The sequence below is a fragment of the Streptomyces sp. NPDC022910 genome (assembly GCF_055561075.1).
This window is the reverse complement of the sequence record NZ_JBVHHL010000068.1, coordinates 16,306-37,803: the sequence shown is the minus strand read 5'-3', so window position 1 is coordinate 37,803 and position 21,498 is coordinate 16,306. Positions and strand designations below refer to the sequence as shown.

Here is a 21,498-nt window from a genome sequence, read left to right as displayed (position 1 = left end):
GGCGAGTACTTACTGGGTGGTGCCACGTCTTGCCTCTCGTTTCCTTACGTAGAGATCCTATTGGGTCCCTGTCCGGAAACTTCGGGGCACCTCACATCCCAAGAAGTCGAGGTACTGGGTTGTGGACCGGTACTTCGGCAGGTTCCACCCGTCCAGGCAGGACCGATGGGTCTTCGGCGACCGCAACAGCGGCGCCTTCCTGCCCAAGTTCGCCTGGACCGGCATCGTCCGCCACCAGCTCGTCAAGGGCGGATCGTCCCCGGACGACCCGGCCCTGATCGAGTACTGGCAGGACCGTCGCCGCAGGAAGGCGCCACCGCCGATGGACAAGACGAGTCTCGCCTTGGCGGTCCGGCAGCAGGGGCTCTGCCCCCTCTGCAAGCAGGCGCTGATCGCCGGAGCCGAGTACGAACCGGACAGCCCACGCGAGTGGATCAACTGGTTCGCGGCCTCGAAGAAGATGCTCCACAAGCATCACTTCACCTACCGGCGACACGGCGGCTCGGACGAACGGAACAACCTTCGCCTCGTGCACTCCGAATGCCACCGCCAGCACCACGCAGGCGATGGCAAACGGACCACATCAACCTGCTGACCTGCGAAGCCCATGTGGCTTGCTTGAGCCGGATGCCGGGATGACTGGCACGTCCGGTTCTGAGGGGGCCGGGTCACGGCAACGTGACCCGGCTACCCGACTAAGTCGCGGGACTTCACCGTGCGGTACAGCCACCACACGCAGCCGCCACTGATCCCGGCGACAGAGGCGTGGACGGGCAGCAGGTCCATGGGCGTCCTGCGGATCACGACGGCTTTATCCCTTCCTGAAAACGACGGGGTAGGAGTTGAGGCATCGGGACGCGTTAGGGCCGCACCCGGGATCCGGGTGCGGCCCCCATGTATGCGGTGCATCTGGGCGATGCGGTCAGTTCTCCCTACCGTGTTGCTCGGGATGAGCGAGCCATTCGTAGGGTCGGCTCACTCAGGGGTCCGGGTGTGGCTTTCAGTTCTCTGCCGTCCGTGGCTGACTTCGACTCACCAGCATCTTGCCCGGTCTGGAACGCGAGCTGGGCCTCGGCAACGTTGGGCCGCTGGTGCTGCTGACGGGCTACCAGACTCCCGCCGCCACCAGGCGCACCGACGTCAAACGGCTGGCCACCTGGCTGCGCAACCGCTGGGTCCGCGGCGCCGACCAACTGGCCGCCGACGCCGTCCGGGCCGCCGAGAATCAGCACATCAGTATCACCGGAGAGAAGATCACCGCTCAAATCGTGCACACACTCGCCCGGGAGGTGATGGCCCTCAACGAGAAGATCGCCGAGACGGACAGGCTCATCGAGGGCCGGTTTCATCAGCACCGGCACGCTGAAGTGATCGCCAGCATGCCCTGCATCGGGCCTCCTGCTCGGTGCCGAGTTCCTCGCCGCGACCGGCGGCGACATGGACGTCTTCGACAACGCCAACCAGCTCGCGGGCTTCGCGGGCGTCGCTCCGGCCGCCCGTGACTCCGGAAAGATCAGCGGGACACCTTGCCAGGCCCGGACCGTTCCCCGACATGTTCGGGTCAGGCACGAGCCACCAGGCCGAGACCCGGTACGAGCAGGCCGAGGCGGGACAGCGCCCCGCTCAGCCAGGCGACCGGGACCGCGGCGGTGGCGGCCGTCGTCGACGGCACCGGCTCCGGCTCCCCGTCTTCTGTCGACGGCATCGGCTCCGGCTCCCCGTCTTCTTCGGCCTTCTCGGCCGCGGAGGGCAGCCAGCCCGTATCGGCCAGGCGGCACGCGAGCGGCTTCAGCGGTGCGTGCAGGAGCGTGGCGGTGGTGATGGCCGCCAGGGCGATACCCCAGCCGACGGGGCCCAGCGGGGTGGATCCGAAGAACCGGCTGACACCCGGAGTCTGGATGATGGCGACGAGCACGGCCGCCGAACCGATGGTTGCGGTGAGCACCTGTCGGTCCGCGCCGCCGCTGGTGAGGGTCTGTGCGAGCTGGGTGCCGACCACTGCGGCCAAGGCCACCGTGGCGGCCCGACGTTGTGTACCGGTGAAGCGGGCTGCCGTCCAGGCCAGTCCCGCGCCGAGGGCCGTGGTGAGTCCGCGCTGCAGGATCTCCTGAGTGAGTGCGGTGCCCAGCGACTGGTGGGGGCCTTCCTCGAGCAGCTGGTCCCCGGTGCTCTCGGCTGGTGTGCGTACGGCGATGGAGAGTGCGGGGGCAAGGTCGGTGAGGAGGTTGACCAGCATGATCTGACGGGCGCTCAGCGGTGAACTGCCGGCCGTCGCGGAGGCCAGCACGCTGAAGGTGACCTCCCCGAGGTTGCCGCCGATCAGGATGGCCAGCGCGGTCCTGACCGAGGCCCACATCGCCCGGCCTTCGGTCAGGGCGGTGACGATCGTCTCCAGACGGTCGTCACCGATGACCAGATCGGCTGCGGCCGTGGCTGCGGGGGTACCGCGGCGCCCCAGGGCGATACCGACGTCGGCGAGCCGAATGGCGGGGGCGTCGTTGGCGCCGTCGCCGGTCATCGCCACGACCCGGCCCAGCCGCTGGAATGCCTGGACGATGCGGACCTTGTGGCGCGGCGTGCACCGGGCGATCACATCCACCTTCGGCAGCAGCACGTCGAGCGCGGCGTCGTCGAGCTCGTCCAACTCCGGCCCGGTGCATACGGTTTGCTCCGTGTCACCGGTGACGGAGGCCGCGATGGCCTCGGCGGTCGCGGCGTGGTCCCCGGTGAGCAGGACCGTGTGCACTCCGGCCGCGCGCAGCCGGGCCGTGGCCGGGGCCGCGCCGGCACGCACCGGGTCGGCCAGCACGACGAAACCGACGAAGACCAGGTCCCGCACGGCGTCGTCGGTGAGCTCCTCGCCCGGCCGCATGGTCCGTTCGGCCACGGCGAGGACGCGGCGGCCGGCACCGGCGAGTTCCTCGGTCGCCGCGGTGAGCGCCATGCGCCCGGCGTCGTCGAGCGCGGTCTCCGTCCCGTTCGTGCGCCGGTACCGGCACCGGGCCAGCACGACCTCCGGGGCGCCCTTGATGCTGAGCAGGTTCAGGCCGGCAGTGCGACCCGCCGTGGCGTGGTAGGCCCGGGAGGGGTCGAAAGCCAGGGTGTCGACACGCCGCCAGCGGGGCGCGCCGCGGCCGACCGACACCCGCGCCTTACGAGCACCGGCGTCCACCGCCCGGTCGGTCTGATGCGCCATGGGCTCGGACTGCCGCGCGGCGGGGGTGGCGCGCAGTGCCGCGGCCAGGACAGCCTTGTGCGACAGGCCCAGCCGGTCGACGGCGAGCGTGCGGGTCCCGTCGCTGACGGCGGCGAGCTGGAGATTGCCCTCGGTGAGGGTTCCGGTCTTGTCGAAGCACAGCACATCGGCCCGGCCCAGAGCCTCGATGGTGCGTGGATTGCGCACCAGCGCCCCGTGCTCGGCCAGGCGGCGTGCGGAGGCCAACTGGGCCGCGTTGACCAAGAACGGAAGTCCTTCGGGGACCGAAGCGACAGCCAGGTTCACCGCCGAGGCCAGGCTCTGGGCGAGCGGGCGTCCGTGCAGCAGGCCCGCCCCGGCCACCGCCGCCGCGGAGGCCGTCGCCACCGGCAGGCTGGCCTTGGTCAGCGCGGACAGGCGGGCCTCGACCCCGGTGACCGGTGCTGCTTCCCGCGCGGTGGCCATGGTGCGTCCGACCTCGGTGGCCGCTCCCGTGGCCACGACCACGGCGACCGCCTCCCCGGAGGAGACGGTGGTGCCCTCGTAGAGCATCGAGCGGCGGTCGGTGAGCTGTGCGGCGACCACGGAGGCCGGGTCCTTGGTCACGGGCAGGGACTCACCGGTCAGCGACGACTCGTCGACCTCCAGGCCCTCGGCCTCCAGCAGACGGCAGTCGGCAGGTACCACGTCCTCGGGCCGCAGCAGGATGACGTCCCCCGGAACCAGGTCCTCGGCGGTGACCAGCCGTTCGCCGTCCCCGCGCCGTACCCGTGCGCCGACCGCTGAGCGGGCGGTCAGCTCGGCGAGGGCGCGCTCGGTCCTGACCCGCTGGAATCCGCCGGCCAGCGCTGACGTGGCGGTGATCGAGGCCACCAGCGCGGCGTCCGCTCTGGATCCCACGGCGGCGGCCAGGGCTGCCCCGCCGGCGAGTACCGGAGTCAGCGGGTTGGCCAGTTCCTCGACGAACGCGGACACCAGAGTGGTCCGCGGCGCCGCGCCCGTCCCGGAGCTGCCCTTGGCCCGCGCAGCGGCCTCCTCCGCGGAGAGTCCGTCGCTGCTCGTGCCCAGCCGGTCAAGGACCCGCGCGGGCGGCATCAGGTGCCAGGGCATGGTCTCCACAGAGGGGGTGATGGGGCGGGAGTACAGCTGCCGGGCGCGCCAGACCCCGAGGCAGAAGGCGATCCCGCCGGCGGTGTTGCACGCCGCCTGTCCGCGCGAGCACGCCTCCGCGACGGGTCCCCGCATCGCCGCGACCGCGCCGATGCCACTGCCGCTCGCGGCCAGCACCGCGCTGTCCCGGTCAACCCGGCGGGCCACGCCCACACCGGTCAGGATCAGCGCGACCGAGTCCAGATCGGTGCCGACCAGCAGGTGCGCGCCCCAGGCCGGCGGCTCCCCTTCCCGGTGGACCCCGATGCCGCAGTCGGAAGCGCCCAGCGCACGGCGGTTGCCCGACACCAGCAGCACCACCGCGCCGTCCGCCTGCAACGCACGCACCGACGCCACCAGGTCGCCGCCCGCGGGCACCATCGCGTCGACGAAGCCGAGCTCCGGGTACGGCTGGTCACTGGCGAGGGCCACACGGAGCCCCGAACGGCGGGCCGCCGCCACCAGAGTCTGCGCGCCCGGGAGCGTCTGCATCGTCACCCCGGCCACGGCCACCAGGCTGCGCCCGGTGGCCAGGCCCAGCACCAGTCCACTGCCCCGACTGCGCAGCCGGTCCGCGGCCTGCCGCCCGGTGCCTCCCGTCAGATCCAGGTCCTCCAGCGGTCCGAGCACCCAGCGTTCGCCGTCGCGCTGGACCTGCGAGGGCGCGCCCGGTTCGAAGAGGGTGAAGAGCACATCGGAGACCTGTTCGGACCCGGCGTCGCCCAGCAGTTCCACCTCGGTCAGTTCGTATCGGCCGCCGAGCAGTACGTCCACGTCCAGGAGCACGGTGTCCACCTGGCCCAGGCGGCGCAGCGCGCTGCGGTCCATGGCCACCACGCCGCGCAGGGCGAGGAACCGTCCGAGGCTGGTCGCGAAGCCCTCCCGGCCGGCTTCCGGCGCCTTCGGCATGCTGGACAGCGCCACCGCCAGCGCACGCCGCGGCCCCGCGTACGGGGCGGTCAGTGCACCGACGACCGCGCCCGCCGCCATGGCCCGTTCGGCGTAGCGCGCTGTCACGTCCTCGTGCGACGTGGGCCGTTCCACCACGATCGGTTCGGCTTGCGCGTCCTGCGGCCCCGGCACCAGCCGGGGCTCCGCAGCCGCCCATGCCTCCAGAGCGGCGTTCGCCTCCCGCCACTGCGCCACGCGCTGCGCGACGTCGAGCACCAGCCCTCCGCCGCGCGTGGCCATGCCCTGGACGATCGCGTTGAGCACCGGCACAACCGGTCCCGAACTCTCCTGCTCGGTGACGCCCGCCAGCACCACCTTCCGCAGCCACGGGTGGTACTGAACCGCCGCGGCCAGCGCGCCCACCTCGGCCGGCAGAGGCGTCCACGGCGACACGCGCGTGGCCACCGTGAGCAACAGCCCCGCGACGTCCGCGACCAGCACCGGAAGCGTCGGGCGCCTGCTCGGTCCCTCGGACGGATGGTGCGGCTCGGGGCACCAGCGGTCGAAGCTGCCCGGCTCCCCCGTGGCGGCGGCCCCGTGTGACTCCGCTCGCGCGATGATCCGGATCAGCTCCTGCCGTGACGGTGGCGGCGATGCCAGCTCCACGACGACCCGCTCCGCCGGGGCGTTCACCCGCGCCCACAGCACGCCCGGATGCTCCTCGAGCGCGCACTCCACGGCATGGGCCACCCACGTTCCGCGTGGGCCCCGCACCCCCCGCACCTCGATGTGGCAGCGCCCCGGGCGGGACCACACATCCCGCCGATCGAGCCCGAGCAGCGTGGCGGCAACGTCGGCCGCCCCGCGCACGCCGGCGGCCACTCCGCCCGCCAGGCCTCCGGTCAGCGGCGCTGCCAACGGAAGCGGCAGACGTACACCGGACAGCAGCGACATGCGCGTGCCACCTCCCGAGCGGGCCGATCCATCGTGGAATTCCGATCATCATGACCCGCCTCGGGCCCACCCGCTCGGCGTGCTGAGCCGAACGGCTTCCTGGCTCGCAGGCTCATGCCCCCACAGGTAGCTTGTGCGTCATTGGGGGGCGAAGTCCCGGACCCACGAACGGATGTGAACCGTGACCACGCCGAAGACCGCTGAGAAACGCCCGGCCACGCGGAGCAAGAGCGCATCGCGCCCCGCCCCCAGGGCGAAGACGACGCAGCGGCCCGCCGCCGGGCCGGCCGCGAAGTCTCCGAAGAGGAGCCACACCGCCCCGTCCCGCGGGCGCACCATCACCCTCACCGTCCCGCCACTCGGCGAGGCGGCCACCCGGGCGGTCGACATCGCCACCGTCCCCGTCACGACCGCCCACCGTGTACTGCCCGCCAAGGGCGGCCTGCCCCTGTACGCCGGCCTCGGCGCGCTGGCGGTCGTCGGCGCCCTGGAATGGCCGGTGGCGGTGGGCATCGGCATCGGCTACGCCATCCTCCGTCGCAACGGCGTGCTCGCGCCGTCCACCCGCTCCAAGTGAGGCGGTGCGGCGCACTCGCGCCGTGCGTCGGCAGTCAACCGGCCGAGGTGTCCAAGTCAGCGCATAGGCGCCTGTGTTCAGGAACCCGGCCCACTCCCTGACATCGGCTCCAAGGATGCCGGACGTGCCGGCGGTTCCCGCGCGGCCCCGACACGTCCGGCACTCCTGCCTCAGGAGGCAGGCGCGTCGACTCTTCGGCCGAGTATCCGCGGGCCGATACCCGGGTGTATGCAGGAGGTATGCGGTTTCAGCCTCGCGGAGGTATCCGCTCGTCGTGGCAGTCGCACCGGGGGCTCGTGGCCATCCCGATCGCGCTGATCGTGGCGATCACGATCGCCGACATCCTCTCGCCGCAGAACGTCCACCTCGGACCACTGCTCATCGTCGCACCGGCGCTCACCGCCTCGTTCGGCGGCTCCAGGCTCACCGCACTCGTCGGAGCCCTCGCGGTGTCGGCGCTCTTGACGATCTCCGTGATACGCACCAGCGTCTTCACCACCAACCACGAAACCCAGCTCGCCGCCCTGATCGTGATCTCCGCCTTCACCGTGCTCTTCTGTCGCCTGCGGGAACGGCACAGCGCAGAACTGAAACAGGTACGGTCAGTGGCCGAAGCGGCTCAGCAGGTCGTACTGCAGCCCCTGCCCGACCGGATGGGCACCCTGCGCATCGCCAGCGCCTATCGCGCCGCGACGGACCAGGCACGCATCGGCGGAGACCTGTACGCGGCCGTACGCACCAAGAGCGGGAGCCGCTTCCTCATCGGAGACGTCCGCGGCAAGGGCCTGCCCGCCATCGAGGACGCCGCACTCGTGCTGGGCGCGTTCCGCAGCGCGGCTCACCGCGAGCCGACGCTCCCGGAACTGCGGGCCGAACTGGACGCGACCGTGTGCTGGAGCCTGGCCCAGCCGTCCAGAGAGGGCACCGACGCGGACGAGTGCTTCATCACGGTCGCCCTGATCGACATCCCGGACGAGGAACCCGAAGTCCGGATCCTCAACTGCGGACACCCGCCACCGTTCCGGCTGCACGACGGGAAGGTCACCGTTCTGACACCTCGGCACTACTCGGTTCCCATCGGCATGTGTCTGCCCCAAGCCCCACCCAGTGGAGCCGTGGACACCTTTCGCTTCGAGCCCGGGGACATGCTGGTGCTCTACACCGACGGTGTCTCGGAAGCCCGCGACGGAGCCGACCGGTTCTATCCCCTCGCCGAACGCCTCACGGCCTGGAGGAACACGGGCACCCCGCTCGGACTCATGCAATACGTCCGCAACGACATCATCACGTACTGTGACGGCACGTTGGGCGACGACGCCGCGCTGGTGGTGGTGCGCCGCGAGGCGGTCACCGTCGATCAGGAGTCTCCGAAGGCCGGCCATTCGGTCCGTCGCCCCTCCCTGACGCACCGGTCCCAGCGACGGTAGCGGCCGCTCGACCAACCCGGCCCGTGAACCGGGTTTCCGTGACGTCAGAAGCAGATTGCCGCAGGACGGCCGGCCCCGGCGGCGTCGCCCGCCTGCCGACGCACCTTCTACTCCCGGACACCGTGCGGTCACACCCGCAGGGAAGGTCTCCGCCGTCCCCTTGCCTCGCCTTGTATCCGTCCGCCGCGTTTCACGCGGGTGCGACGCGGAAGGACGATGTGCGCCGTGTCCCTGCTCCCGCTCGACGACCTCCCCAGGCCGCTCCCCTCCCCCATCCGCTCCCCCTCCGCCGCGCGCCTCGCACGACGGGTGCTGAGTCTGCTCCCGCTCCTGCTGATCGGGGCATGGGCCGCGGCCGACTGGCGCGCCGTCCGTGACGGCGCCGCCCGGCTGGCCTCAGCAGACCCCTGGTGGCTGCTGGTCGGCGTCTTCTTCACCTGCCTGGGCTGGGTGACCGCCGCAGTGGTCCGCCAGGGCGCCGTGCCGGAGAGACTCCCGCCCGGTCAGCTGCTCGCCTCTCAGTTCGCTGCAGGCGCCGCCAACCACGTGCTGCCCGCGAGCATCGGCGCCCATGCCGTCACCGTGCGCTTCCTGCAGCGCCGTGGCATACCCTTCGCCCGGGCCACCGCCTCGCTCGCTCTGTACTCGCTGGTCAAGCCGATCGCGAAGACGGCAGTGCTCCTGTTCTTCCTCGTGGCCTTCCCCAAGACGCTGCGGCTCGGTCAACTGATCCCGGACAAGAGCACCTTGCTCCTGGCCGCCGGGATCGCGACGATCGGTCTCGTCACCATCGCCGTACTCCTGACGGTCGTGCGCCCGCTGCGCCGCCCGACTCTCTCTTTCGCACGTACCGCGCTGATCGACGCACGACTCCTGCACACCCGGCCCAGCCGCGTCCTCGCCCTCTGGGGCGGGTCGGCCGTCGCACCGGTCTTCCAGGCGTGCGTGATCGCCTCGGTGGGCACCTCGCTCGGCATGACGCTTCCGTGGGCGCAGGTGATCTTCGCCTTCCTCGCCGCCAGTACCGCGGTCGGGGCCGTGCCCGCACCGGGCGGCATCGGACCGGTGGACGCGGCCCTGGTGTTCACCCTGGTCGCCTACGGCACACCACTGGACCTGGCCACGGCCACCGTCATCGGCTACCGCGTCCTGACGGTCTGGCTGCCCCTGCTGCCGGGCACGCTGGTGCTCGCGGCCCTCGTCCACCGCAAGGTGCTCTGAGCCGAGACGGCACGGCGCCCGGGCCGGGAACTCCGCTCGCCAGGTGATGTGCAGGAGGGGACCGGTCGCGGCCGGTCCCCTCCTGTCCGCCCGCTGACGTGCGGCCGATCCGTCTGACGCTCTTGCTCTGGGGCAGCACCAGCGCGCTGTGGACCAGAGCGATCACTCCGATGGGACCGTTGATGTAGAAGACCGACTGCCAGTCGACGTGCTCGACGAGCAGTCCGCCGACGATCGGGCCGAGCGCGGTGGACGCGGAGGAGCCCATGGCCCAGATGCCGACCGCCATGCCGAACTTCCGCGGCGGGAAAACCGCCCGCAGCAGGCCGAGTGGCTTGAAGCATCAGCAAGGCGCCGAAACAGCCCTGTGCCGCGCGGAAGGCGATGACACCCCTGATCGAGCCGGCCAGACCGATGGCGATCGAGGCCGCGGTGAATCCGGCGACGCCGGTCATGTGGAGGCTGCGCCGTCCGAAACGGTCGCCGAGCTTGCCGCCCAGGACGAGCGTGGCGGCGAGGGCCAGCAGGTAGGCGTTGGTGACCCACTGCAGGCCAGCGGTGGACGCGTGCAGGTCTCGGCCGATCTGTGCACCGCTGTCGTCAGCGGCTTCGGTTACCGTCGTCACCCGACCTTCAGCCCTGGACAGGAGCCCCTCGTGCGCTACGACATCACCGGTATCCGCGCGCAGTTCCCCGCCCTGACCGCCGGCGCCGCCCACTTCGACGGTCCCGGGGGTACGCAGACCCCCCAGCCCGTCATCCAGGCCATCGCCGACGCGCTCGCGCTTCCTCTGTCGAACCGGGGCCACCGGACGGCCGGGAAGCGCAACGCCGAGGCCATCGTGATCGAGAGCCGCCGGGCCATGGCGGACCTGCTGGGAGCCGATCCGTCCGGGATCGTCTTCGGGCGCAGCGCGACTCAGCTCGCATACGACTTCTCCCGCGCTCTCGCGAAGACGTGGTCGGCCGGGGACGAGGTGGTCGTCACCCGCCTCGACCACGACTCCAACATCCGTCCTTGGATCCAGGCCGCCGAACAGGCCGGTGCCACGGTCCGGTGGGCCGACTTCGACCCCACGACGGGCGAACTCACCCTCGAGCACATCCGCGCCGTCCTCTCCGAACGCACGAAGCTGGTCGCCGTCACCGCCGCCTCCAACCTGATCGGCACCCGTCCCGCGATCGCCGAGATCTCCCGCGTGGTGCACGAGGCCGGAGCCCTGCTCTACGTCGACGGCGTCCACTACGCCGCCCATTCCCTGGTGGACGTGGAGCGACTCGGCGCGGACTTCTTCGTCTGTTCGCCCTACAAGTTCCTCGGCCCCCACCACGGTGTCCTCGCCGCCCGGCCCGAGCTGCTGGAGACCGTGCATCCCGACAAGCTGCTGGCGTCCACGGATGTGGTCCCTGAGCGTTTCGAACTCGGTACTCTGCCCTACGAGTTGCTCGCGGGCACGCGCGCCGCGGTCGACTTCCTCGCCCGCCTCGACGCGGACGCCACGGGCTCCCGTCGGGAGCGCCTGGCCTCCGCTTTCCACGCCCTCGAAGAGCACGAGGAGACCCTGAGGGCACGGATCGACAAGGGGCTGTCCGAGCTCGCGGCGGTCACGGTGCACTCTCGGGCGGCGGACCGCACCCCGACCCTGCTCCTGACGTTCGAGCACCGAAGCACGGCAGACGCGTACACCTTCCTGGGGGAACGCGGCGTCCACGCACCTTCCGGTTCCTTCTACGCGCTCGAAGCCTCACGCCGCCTCGGCCTGGGCGACACCGGTGGACTGCGCATCGGGCTCGCGCCGTACACCGACTCCGCTGACGTCGACAGGCTCTTGGTGGGTCTCTCCGATTTCCTGCGGTCATGAGGGGCGCGCCGTGCGCGCCCCTGTGACGTTCGCTGAAATTCTTCAGGAGTGCCGGTGCCGGCCGGTGGCAAGTGCCGGCAGAAGGCGGTGAGCATTGTCGCGGTTGATGCAACGGCGCTGATGCTCGTCGAGGGCAGGGTCGTTGTCCAGCGCGGGCGCGGTGACGCCTGTGACCAGATGAGCCGGGGTGGGAGGCCAGTCGCTGCCGTAAAGGATCCGGGAGGAATCCACGGCAGCGAGCAAACTCGGCGTTGAGGAGGGGGACATGGGGCCGGCCGTGTCGTAGCAGAAGCGATGCAGGTAGTCGCGGATCCGGGATGGCTCCACCTTGGGAGTCAGATAGTCGCTGAACACCTCGACGCGGCTTGCGATATAGGGCAGGAAGCCGCCTCCGTGCGGCAGGATGAAGGTGAGCTGTGGGAACCGGTCCAGGGTGCCGTTGATGATGAGACTGATCGCCGCGCGGGTCGTGTCCATCAGGAAGTCGCACAAGAACGGTGGGACGCCTTCCAGTTCCGCATTCCCTCCAGGGACGTCCATCGGGTGTGTGCTGACCACGGCCGAGCGTTCGTTCAGTTCGGCCAGAATTCTGTCCTGGGAGGGATGTCCGAGATAGACGCCCCTGACGCTCGTCCGCACACTGACTCCGACCGCCCCCAGGTCGTCGATCCCATGGTTGAGCGACCAACTCGACAGGTCGGGGCTGTCGAGAAAGACGGGGGTGTAGAACGCGAAGCGATCGGGGTGGCCCTTGGCGAGATCACTGGCGGCTTGCAAGGCGACCCGGGCGCTCTCCTTGCGAAGCTTCGGATCCTGGAGTCGTCCCAGCATGGCGACGGTGAACACGCTGGTCTGGATTCCCGCCTCGTCCATCATCTTGAGAGCACGGTCGGCGTCCCACTGAGTCCAGGGGGGCAGGTTCCTACGGTGGACGATGTCCTGTTTTTCCGCCCAGTTGATCCATTCCGGCGCGGTGTAGTGGTGGTGCACGTCCACGCGCGTCCGGCGCGCATCGCCCTCTGCCGGCCTGCTGTTCTGTGTACCGGCTACCCGGGTTGCGTCTGCTGCCGTCTGCAGCGATGTCATGGACAGGCCCCATTCCTGTGGTCGCGCCGGAAGAGTTGGGCTTCCGGGCCGTTGTTCGCTCAGCGTCCGAGAATCTGAAGAAGGGCTTCGGTCAGTTCCTTTTCCATGTCGTTCGACTCCCCCTCGGCCCGCCAGGCCACGAAACCGTCCGGCCGCACCAGGACCGCACCTTCGGGGGTCGTGCCGTGCACCGATGACCAGTCCGGTCCGTCGCCGGTGTCCAGGTCGTACTCCGTGCCCGCGCCGATGGCGTACGACTCGAGTGGCACGTTGAGTCTCGCCGCCACGCTTCGGGCGGCGGTGCACCAGCCTGTACGTCCAGCGAGCAGGACGAAAGTGCGTTCGTACAGATCGACGGTGGACATGGTCGCCCCGTTGCGGGTGACCCACATGTGCGGTGCACGGCTTCCGGGGTCGGCCCGCAGGACCAGGGAGTCCGGGATGATGGGTTCCTCTGCTTTTGCGCCGACCAGCGCCGCGGAGGCGTATCGATAACCCAGCGCCACGGTCATCAGATCCGCGGAGTCGTTCGATGCTGCCCTGGCGGAGTATCCGGGGTGCTGTTCACGAGCTGCTTGTAGCGTCGCCCGTGCGCTCGTCGCCTGTGCCACCGGGCGGCGTTCGGCTTCGTAGGTGTCCAGCAGCTTCGGGTCCGCCCAGCCACGCAGCACCGCGGCGATCTTCCAAGCGAGGTTGTGCGCGTCCTGAATACCGGTGTTGGAGCCGAACGCACCGGTCGGCGGCATTTCGTGTGCGGAGTCGCCGATGAGGAACACACGTCCGTCCCGATAGCTGTTCGCCACACGGTCCGCCGCGTGCCATGGCGCTTTCCCAGTGACCTCGACGTCCAGCTCACGCACTCCGGCCGCCGCGCGGATGTGCTCGGTGATCCGGTTGTCGGTGAAGTGTTCCAGCGTCTGTCCGCGCTCGGGGAACCACGGCACGTGGAAAACCCACTGCTCTTCGTTGTCCACGGGCAGCAGCACCCCCTCACCGGAGGGGTCGGTGACGTAGCACACCACGAAGTGCTGCTCACCGGCCACCTCTCGCAACTGCTTGCTGCGGAAGGTGACGCTGACGTTGTGGAACAGATCGCCGGATCCCGAGTGTTCGATTCCCAGCCGTTCGCGCACGGGACTGCGGGGACCGTCAGCGGCCAGAAGGAAGTCCGAACTCACGGTGTACGTCTCGCCGGATTCCCTGGACTGCACGACGGAGCGCACCCCGTGGTCGTCCTGGGTGAAGGACTGCAGTTCCGTGTTGAAGCGCACGTCCCCGCCGAGGTCGCGGGCGCCTTGGAGCAGTACGGGTTCGAGATCGTTCTGGCTGCAGGCGCACCGGACCGTCGAGCACACCTCGGTCTCGGGCGCCTTGCCCGTGATCCGCGCCGACAGCCATCGCCGGTTCCCGCTGTGCAGGGTATCCACCTGCAGGATTCCGTGGTTCTTCGAGAGCATGGCCGCGGCTTTCCGGATCTGCGGTTCAAGACCCGCGGTCCGAAACAGCTCCATCGTCCGCATGTTGTTGCCGCGGCCACGCGGATGTGCCGAGGTGGCCGCATGACGTTCGACCACGCGGTGCTGGATGCCGAGGCGCCCGAGGAAAACAGATGCGGACAAGCCCACGAGTGAGCCCCCCACGATCAGGACGGGCACGTAGTCGTTGCCGCGATCGGTCATGGCGTGATCTCCTCCGGGGTCTGCAGCTCCGTGACGCGGGGCCGATGGTTTCCATGGCTCGCCCCAAGTCTTTTGCCATGCCTTGCCCGGCGATATGCAGCGATCACCTGAATAGCGGCCCGCCTCACCGTCCTCGGTGCGACCGGCTGCGGAATCACGCCCCCACGGAGCGGGATCGTGCGATCGGGCGAACTGCGTTTACGGCCACCGTCCAGCCGGGGAGTGCTTCACCGAACCTCGTGTATCTGCTGTCCCGTGGACGGGCGGAACATTCAGAAAGAAGGCCGAAAGAATGACTCAGCTCGACGAACGGGAAACAGCGGATTCGACGGCAGAGGCGGTATTGGCAGCATCGCGCGGCTCAGCGGAGTATCGCGCCAACCCCTATCCGGTGTACGAGTGCCTGCGTGAGACGGCCCCGGTTTGCCCGCTCTCTCCCCCGCACGGCGTGGAAACCTATCTGATCACGCGTTTCGACGACGCAAAGGCCGCTCTGACGGATCCGCGCATCAGCAAGGACATGTACGCGGCCATCGACGCGTACCACACCATTTTCGGCGACTCGTCCGTCGCGCTCGACGACAATATGCTCTTCTCCGACCCGCCCAAGCACACTCGGCTGCGTCGCATCGTCAACAGTGCGTTCAGTCCGCGTCGCATCGAGTCCTTGGGTCCTCGTATTCAGCAGATCACTGACGGACTGCTGGATCGCTGTTCCACCGATGCCCCCATCGACCTGCTGCCCTCCTTCGCCTTCCCGCTGCCGCTCATCGTGATCTGTGAGCTCATCGGAATTCCCGAGCATGAGCGAGAGGACGTGCAGAAGTTGTGCGCCACTGTGGCGCGTACCGGGTTCAGCAAGGAAGACAAGGCACGACTGGCGGTGGCCGAGGGGGCGCTGCGTGACTACTTCGTCGAGATCATCGCACGGAAGCGCGCGACGGCGTCCGACGACCTCCTCAGCGATCTGATCCGGACGCAGGACGAGCAAGGGGCGATGAACGACGGCGAGTTGCTGTCGACCCTGTGGGTGCTGCTCTTCGCCGGCCACAAGACCACGGCGTACCTCATCGGGAACGCCGTGTTCAATCTCCTGACCCATCGCGATCAACTGCGGGAGGTCCTGGCGAACCCGGAACTGCTGCCGAACGCGATCGAGGAGGTCATTCGCTTCGAGGGATCCGTGGAGAACGCAACGTTCCGGCACGCGCTCGAAGACATCGCCATCAGGGACACAGTCATCCCCAAGGGCGCCCTCGTTCAGGTCGCGGTGGCTTCCGCGAACCGGGATCCGGAGAAGTTCGAGTCACCTGACACTTTTGACGTGAAGCGGCCCGGACTGCAAAGTGCCCACCTCGGCTTCGGCAGCGGTCCGCACTACTGCCTCGGTGCGCCGCTGGCCAGAATGGAAATGCGGATCGCGTTGACCACGCTGTTCGAGAGGTTCCCGGACATCGAACTCGCTGTTCCCGCGCACGAGGCGGAATGGCTCAAGGTTCCGTTCCCCGCCTTCCGGGGCCTGGAGAGGCTTCCCGTCGCCTTGGACCCGTCAGGGCTCCTCGACGCCTAGGCATCAGCGGTTCGGTGACGTGAAGTACACCGGAGCGCAACCGGACCCGGAGCGAAGGCTCCGGGTCCGGTGCTGTTCCAGGACGAGCCGGTCGGCCCACCCTCGCCGGCGTCAGCCTGCTGCAATGCGAAGCCTGATCGTGCGGGCTTCAGGGCGAAGCGCGAACTCAGGCCACACGTCCGGGCCGCAGGCCCGTGAGCCGAGGCCGTGCTGAGCCGCATCGATGATCAGGTGGCTGGTCGTCGAATCCGGAAGCTCGAATGGGTGGCCGGCCTGTGCGATCTCCTGCGGGGTGTGGCGGCTGAGACCGAAGCCGGGGCGACGTCCTTGCGTGTCCGGGAATGTCACGATGCGCAACACCTCTGCGCCGCCGCTCGTCAGCGCCAGCTGTCGCAGCTGGGAGCGGTGCCCCGTCTCCTGGGGTCGCGCGTAGTCGACGGACAGGTCGCGGACGGTGGAGGAGAAACGGCCGGTGCGTGCCGCGCGGAGACTGTCGGGGTAGGACTCGAGCGGGCCGAGGCCGAACCACTCGGCGCCATCGACGGGAGCGGCGCCATCGGGCAGTTCGAATCGAATTCCGATCCGCGGCCACACGGTCTGCCAACCGCTCGAAGGCTCGATCTCCACCCGCAGTTCCAGTTCGTCGCCCTCGAGTGACCAGACAGACTCCACCATCACCGACAAGGCGGAGTTCGCCGCGGATACTTTGTCGATCGTTCGCAGTGCTTCCGCGGTGCACTCCACGGACACTCGCCGCGTGGTCAGCCGGTCGAGACCGTCGCGACGCCACAGCTCGGCATTGGACACCCCGGCGATGCTGGCATCGCTCTCCGCGACTGCTTCGGACGCGCCTTCGTCGTTGTCGGTCGGGGCGCGGAACAGTTCCAACCGCGGGCCCCCCACAGCACGGTCGGCGAGGCGGACGAGGGATCCGTCGATGAACTCGGCGATGCCCAGCGTCAGCGTTCCGTCGCCGTGCTGCCAATCGGTCCGGGGTCGGACACCACGCGGGCGACGACGCGTCGAGCGGTCCAGCTGGGCGGTCGCGATCACGTGCCCTTCGCTCGCCCAGGCCGTTCCAGCCGCCAATACCGCTTCCAGGGTGAGCCACGTTTCCGAGTCTTGCGACACCGGGATCCATGGAAGCGGCACACGCCCCGACTCACCGGCCGCGACGGCGGAGACCTTCATGTCCCCGGAATCCACGACGATCCCGTCGTGCTCGACTCGCCAGCGGAAGCGCAGGTCGGACGTGTCAGCCGAGTGCCGCAGGTTGGTGATCACAACCTCGTCACCGTCGAAGGCGAAGCGGACGGGCTGCACGACTGCTTTGTACTCGTGGAGGCCGGGAGTGGGAACGTCGTCGCTCAACACCATCCCGTCCATCACGAAGTTGCCGTCGTGTACGACCTCTCCGAAGTCGCCACCGTACGCGTAGTACGGGGTACCGTCCGGGGTCGTCGTCAGGATGCCGTGATCGCGCCATTCCCAGACGAAGCCGCCGTGCAGCCGCGGATGCTCATGCACAAGCGCCTCGTACTGGTCGAGTGCCCCCGGCCCGTTGCCCATCGCGTGGGCGTACTCGCAGAGCAGGAACGGCTTGGTGCGCTGCCGAGCGCCCTGCGCCGGAGTGCAGTTCAGCAGCGGCGAGCGTGAGCCGTCGGTTCCGATCTGCTCGGTCTCGAGGACCGAGGAGTACATGCGCGAGTAGATGTCGGTGTATTCGCCGGCGTGGTCACCCTCGTAGTGCACAGGTCGTCCGGCGTCGCGGGCGTGGACCCACGCCGACATCGCGGCGAGGTTGCTGCCGGTTCCAGCTTCGTTGCCGAGTGACCAGATCACGACACTGGGATGGTTCTTGTCTCGCTCGACGGTGCGCCGGATGCGGTCGAGGTACGCCTCACGCCACGCCGGGTCGTCGCTCGGATTGCCGGCCCAGTCGAGTTTGTGGAAGCCGTGCGTCTCGAGATCGCATTCGAGGATGACCCAGAATCCGAGTTCGTCGGCGAGGTCGAGCAGTCGTGGGTGCGGCGGGTAGTGGCTGGTGCGGATCGCGTTCACGTTGAACCGCTTCATCCGGGCCAGGTCCTCGCGGGCGTGGTCCTCATCGAAGACACGGCCGCGCTCGGGGTGGGTCTCGTGGCGATTCATCCCGTGGAACACGACGCGGCGGTCATTGACCAGGAACTGGTCGCCGCGGATCTCGACCGTGCGGAACCCTGCACGCAAGGCGATGCTCTCCGAGGCCGTTGACACGGTGACGTCGTACAGGCGCGGCTGCTCGGCCGACCAGGGTTCCACGCCGTCGACGTCGAACGGCGCCACGTCGGTCGCCGATTCCCAGACCTGCTCGATGCCGAGTTCGGCGAGGCGAAGGGTGACCGGGAATGCGGAGGCATCCGCGGTGAGCTCCGTCTCGACACGTCCGCGTCCCTCCTCGAACCCGGTTCGCAGCCAGACGTCCTCGATGCCGCCGGCCGGCCGGGCGATCACGGTGACATCGCGGAAGATGCCTGGCAGCCACCACTGGTCCTGGTCTTCGAGATAGCTGGCCGCCGACCACTGGTGCACGCGCACAGCCACGACGTTGACGCCCGGGCGTACCGACGATGTCACGTCGAATTCGTGGGCGAGCCGGCTGCCGCTGGCGCTGCCGATCTCGACGCCGTTCACCCACAGCTTGAAGAGCGACTCGACACCGTCGAACCGCAGGACGACGCGCTCGGCTTCCGACCAGTCGGAGGGCACCTCGAAGTGGCGGCGATAGTCGCCTGTGGGGTTCTCGTCAGGGACATACGGCGGATCGATCGGGAACGGGAACTGTACGTTCGTGTAGATCGGCCGGCCGTAGGCTCCGTCACCCTGGAGCACCCAGTGGGAGGGCACCGGGATGCTGTCCCAGCCGCTGTCGTCGAAGTCTTCGGCCGCGAAATCCTCCGCCACCGACGCGGCGGGCGACAGACGAAAGCGCCAAAGCCCGTTCAGCGAACGAGAGGGGGCGTCGGAGTGCAGCCACGAGCGCGCCGGGCGCAGCGCGCCACGCCCTGGTGTGGTGTCCGAAACATACGCGGAAAGCTCGGAGGACAAGAGGTCACAACTCTTTCTTGGTAGCGAAAGGGGAATCCGAACGCCGGTGGCCGGTGTCTACCGGACCACGATCGTGCGGATCTCCCAAGGGCCGAGGGCGAGTTCGAGTCCGTCCGCGACAGACGTCCCGGAGAGGGGCCGGCCGAGCAGGTCGACCGTGGTGGCTTCGGTGAACGCGCCGGTCACGCGGACGGTCGAACCCGTGTCGCTCATCGCGGCCAGCCGCACCTCGGTGCCGGCACCGCGATCGTCGTCGGCGACGCGGCGGATGCTCGAGACGAGGATGTCCGCACCGTCGACCTGCACGCCGGTTGTGTCGGGGGGCAGTTGACACTCGGCAGGCGCGGTCCCGCGGGCGACCAGCACGTCGTTGCGGAAGTCCTCGGCCAGAGCGACCGCGTTCGCACCCCGCCAACCGGTCGCCGAGGGCACGATGGCGCATCGGTTCTCGATGCGCATACCGAGGTCCTGAGCGCCCGGTGCGGGGATCTCGCTCGCCGCGGGCTCGTCACGGAGCGGATGGATGTTGACGCTGATCGAGCCGATCGCGCGCAGCAGCGTGATGGCGAGTTCGGAGCCGTCATCGACGAGTTCGTACTCGGTGGCGTGGTCGAGCAGCACGTTGGCGGCGCCGGCCGACACGAACGAACTCGCGGGGAAGGTCGGAATCGGATATTCGCCCCAGCCGCCCTCGGCGGTGAGCCCACGCTCGGTGACGGCGAACTGCCCGGCGGATGCGGACACGGCCACCTGCTCGGGCAGCGGCACGTGGAAGCGCAGCCGGTGATCGGCGGAATGATTCAGGAACGATGTGGAGACGCGTACGAACGGCTCACCCGCGCGCACCTCCACGAGGGTCTCCACCGGCGTCGGCACCGTCCGGCCGCTGCGCAGGTCGCGGTCGCAGGAGAGCGCGGTGGGCCATGCGTAGACACGGGTGACACGCATCCTCGAACGCAGCGGGCCGCTCTCGAGGAGTTCGACGGCGACCTCCGTCGGCTCCGACACGAGCACATCCTGTGCCGGCGGAGCGTAGTTGTAGCTGTCGCCGCGGTCACCGCCGTCGACAAGGCGGCCGACACCGTGCAGCACGGTGCCGTCGGCCCCGGTCACGTCCAGGGTGCCGTCGGCGGCGATCGCGACCTCGACCAGTCCGTTCGACAGCGCGCGGGCCGTCGCCGTCGCCGGTGCGAACATCGTCGGCCGGGCGGCATTCCGCTCGCTCGGTACGACCCGGAAACTTGCGAGCCCGGAGGCGGGGACGTGCACGGGCACAAGCGCGGTCGCGCGTGCCTCCTCCAGCGTCAGCACCGTCCACTCGCCCGGATGCGCGGCGGCCGCGGCAGCGACCTCGCGGCGCAGGATCAGCAGGTCGAACGGTCCGCTGGTCGGCACCTCGGCGAGGTGGAAGACGAGCGAGCCCGGGGTGAGTTCGTAGTGGTCGATCAGGCGGCCGAAGAGCTCGCGGCGGTGGATACGGCGCAGCACGCGTTCGAGCTGCGAGGCGTCCATGCGTTCGTCGCTGAGCACGGTCGGGGCCCTCGATATCAGCTGCACGGGATGCGCCGAGCCGTCGGCGGCGGTCGCGACCAGAACGGTTCCCTCGGGCGGCGCCACGACATCCACCTCGACCAATGCCGTGCGCGGGAACGGCAACGGGTTGGCGACCAGGTGGCCGTCGCTCGGCACCAGGGCGGCGGGCTCGGCTAGGGCCGCGTCCCGAACCGCCCGCGCGATGTGCGTGGCCTCGGCGAGACGCGCTTCGACCTGATCACAGGTCTCGTCGGTGCCGGAGCCGACGACCGAATCGTGCGCGGTCGACTCGATGATCTTGTGCCACGCGAGCGAGAGGAACGGCGAGTCGTCGCGCTGGGACCACAGAGCGTTCACCCGCTCGGCGTGGTCGACGGTGCGCTCGGCGACGGCCATCCGCTGCTTCAGTCCGCGCCGCACGGAGAGCACGCCCGGGAGGATGTTGCCGCGCACGTGGCTGCGCAGCTCACCGGTGACGACGGCGGAGACCTCGTCGCGCACGTGCTCGCGGATGTACTCGTCGAGCGTCGCGATGCTGATGGCGCGCTCGTCGCTGGATGCGCGCCGCAGCCAGGTGGCGAGGTGCGGGTCGGGCGCGTTGTGGTCGGTGCCGGCCATCGCGAGCACCGGGTCGTCACCCCACCGCTCGGCCGTCATCTCCGCGTACTCGCCGAGCGCGCGCCCGATCTGGTCGGGTACCAGCAAGACGTCGAGCCCGTTGTCGTAGCCGTCGAAGAGGAACTCGGTACGCACTTCGGAGCCGTCGGGAGCGCGCCAGCGGAAGGCGTGACCGTCGACAGAGCCGGGGACACCGCGCCACAGCGCCGCATGCTTGATTCCGGCGCGCGCCAGGATCTGTGGCATCTGCGCGACGTGGCCGAACATGTCCGGCAGGTAGCCGATGGGCATCGAGCCGCCGAGGTCCGCCGCGGCCGCCCATCCCATCTGCAGATTGCGCACGATGGTCTCGCCGGAGCAGAGGAACTCGTCCAGCAGGATGAGCCACGGCCCGACGGCGAGCTGGCCGCCGGTGACCAGGGCCACGACTCGCTCGCGGTTCTCCGGTCGCATCTCCAGGTAGTCCTCGATCGCGGCCATCTGCCCGTCGACGGTGAACCGGAAGTGCGGGTCCGCCTCGGCCGTCTCAAGGACGGTGTCGAGAGCGGCGACAAGCCGGTGCCTGAACACCTGGAAGGGCTCGTACCATTCCCGGTCCCAATGGAAATGGGGCACGAAGACGGCGGGTTTCTGCATGGGGACAGGGAC

The 21,498-nt window shown here is 69.5% G+C and carries 11 protein-coding genes and 2 pseudogenes; 7 read left to right on the top strand and 6 right to left on the bottom strand.

Annotated features, from left to right (window positions below; all coding sequences use genetic code 11):
- The first annotated feature begins 121 nt into the window (after window positions 1-121).
- Both ACZ3TS_RS36955 and ACZ3TS_RS36950 read left to right on the top strand, forming a co-directional pair.
- Complete coding sequence (locus ACZ3TS_RS36955; RefSeq protein WP_467626308.1) at window positions 122-595, top strand: HNH endonuclease; 474 nt, start codon at window positions 122-124, stop codon at window positions 593-595.
- Window positions 596-1,031: 436 nt separating this feature from the next.
- Window positions 1,032-1,521, top strand: a pseudogene (locus ACZ3TS_RS36950) (transposase); the annotation flags it as partial.
- A 40-nt stretch (window positions 1,522-1,561) separates the two neighbouring features.
- Here ACZ3TS_RS36950 and ACZ3TS_RS36945 read toward each other — a convergent pair.
- The gene (locus ACZ3TS_RS36945; RefSeq protein ID WP_467626307.1) at window positions 1,562-6,190 is read right to left on the bottom strand and encodes a cation-translocating P-type ATPase; all 4,629 of its coding nucleotides are present in this window, start codon (window positions 6,188-6,190) and stop codon (window positions 1,562-1,564) included.
- A 181-nt stretch (window positions 6,191-6,371) separates the two neighbouring features.
- Between ACZ3TS_RS36945 and ACZ3TS_RS36940 the strand changes: the two genes are divergently transcribed.
- From ACZ3TS_RS36940 to ACZ3TS_RS36930, 3 genes are all read left to right on the top strand, one after another.
- On the top strand, window positions 6,372-6,767 hold the full coding sequence (locus ACZ3TS_RS36940; RefSeq protein ID WP_467626305.1) for a hypothetical protein: 396 nt from the start codon (window positions 6,372-6,374) through the stop codon (window positions 6,765-6,767).
- Between the two features lie 239 nt (window positions 6,768-7,006).
- A complete protein-coding gene (locus ACZ3TS_RS36935; RefSeq protein ID WP_467626304.1) occupies window positions 7,007-8,194 on the top strand; it encodes a PP2C family protein-serine/threonine phosphatase in 1,188 nt (395 codons plus the stop codon).
- A 225-nt stretch (window positions 8,195-8,419) separates the two neighbouring features.
- Window positions 8,420-9,415, top strand: a complete 996-nt coding sequence (locus tag ACZ3TS_RS36930; protein WP_467626302.1) for a lysylphosphatidylglycerol synthase transmembrane domain-containing protein — start codon at window positions 8,420-8,422, stop codon at window positions 9,413-9,415.
- A gap of 70 nt (window positions 9,416-9,485) precedes the next feature.
- Here the strand turns inward: ACZ3TS_RS36930 and ACZ3TS_RS36925 are convergent.
- Window positions 9,486-10,002, bottom strand: a pseudogene (locus ACZ3TS_RS36925) (MFS transporter); the annotation flags it as partial.
- 69 nt (window positions 10,003-10,071) lie between these two features.
- On the opposite strand from ACZ3TS_RS36925, the gene ACZ3TS_RS36920 reads away from it, so the two are divergent.
- Window positions 10,072-11,277, top strand: coding sequence for a cysteine desulfurase-like protein (locus tag ACZ3TS_RS36920; RefSeq protein WP_467626301.1), 1,206 nt, complete (start codon window positions 10,072-10,074; stop codon window positions 11,275-11,277).
- Between the two features lie 42 nt (window positions 11,278-11,319).
- Here ACZ3TS_RS36920 and ACZ3TS_RS36915 read toward each other — a convergent pair whose 3' ends face one another.
- Both ACZ3TS_RS36915 and ACZ3TS_RS36910 read right to left on the bottom strand, forming a co-directional pair.
- Window positions 11,320-12,363: an amidohydrolase family protein gene (locus ACZ3TS_RS36915; RefSeq protein WP_467626299.1), complete on the bottom strand. Its 1,044-nt coding sequence runs from the start codon at window positions 12,361-12,363 to the stop codon at window positions 11,320-11,322.
- Window positions 12,364-12,422: 59 nt separating this feature from the next.
- Window positions 12,423-14,042 carry an FAD-dependent oxidoreductase gene (locus tag ACZ3TS_RS36910; RefSeq protein WP_467626297.1) on the bottom strand — a complete coding sequence of 540 codons (1,620 nt, stop codon included), beginning with the start codon at window positions 14,040-14,042 and terminating at the stop codon, window positions 12,423-12,425.
- 292 nt (window positions 14,043-14,334) lie between these two features.
- Between ACZ3TS_RS36910 and ACZ3TS_RS36905 the strand changes: the two genes are divergently transcribed.
- Entirely contained in the window at window positions 14,335-15,612 is a 1,278-nt protein-coding gene (locus tag ACZ3TS_RS36905) for a cytochrome P450 family protein (RefSeq protein WP_467626296.1), read from the top strand.
- Window positions 15,613-15,723: 111 nt separating this feature from the next.
- Here the strand turns inward: ACZ3TS_RS36905 and ACZ3TS_RS36900 are convergent, their stop codons facing one another.
- Together ACZ3TS_RS36900 and ACZ3TS_RS36895 are read right to left on the bottom strand one after the other, a co-directional pair.
- Window positions 15,724-18,699, bottom strand: coding sequence for a glycoside hydrolase family 2 TIM barrel-domain containing protein (locus ACZ3TS_RS36900; protein ID WP_467626295.1), 2,976 nt, complete (start codon window positions 18,697-18,699; stop codon window positions 15,724-15,726).
- Between the two features lie 57 nt (window positions 18,700-18,756).
- Window positions 18,757-21,486, bottom strand: a complete 2,730-nt coding sequence (locus tag ACZ3TS_RS36895) for a glycoside hydrolase family 38 N-terminal domain-containing protein (RefSeq protein WP_467626294.1) — start codon at window positions 21,484-21,486, stop codon at window positions 18,757-18,759.
- Window positions 21,487-21,498 lie beyond the last annotated feature (12 nt).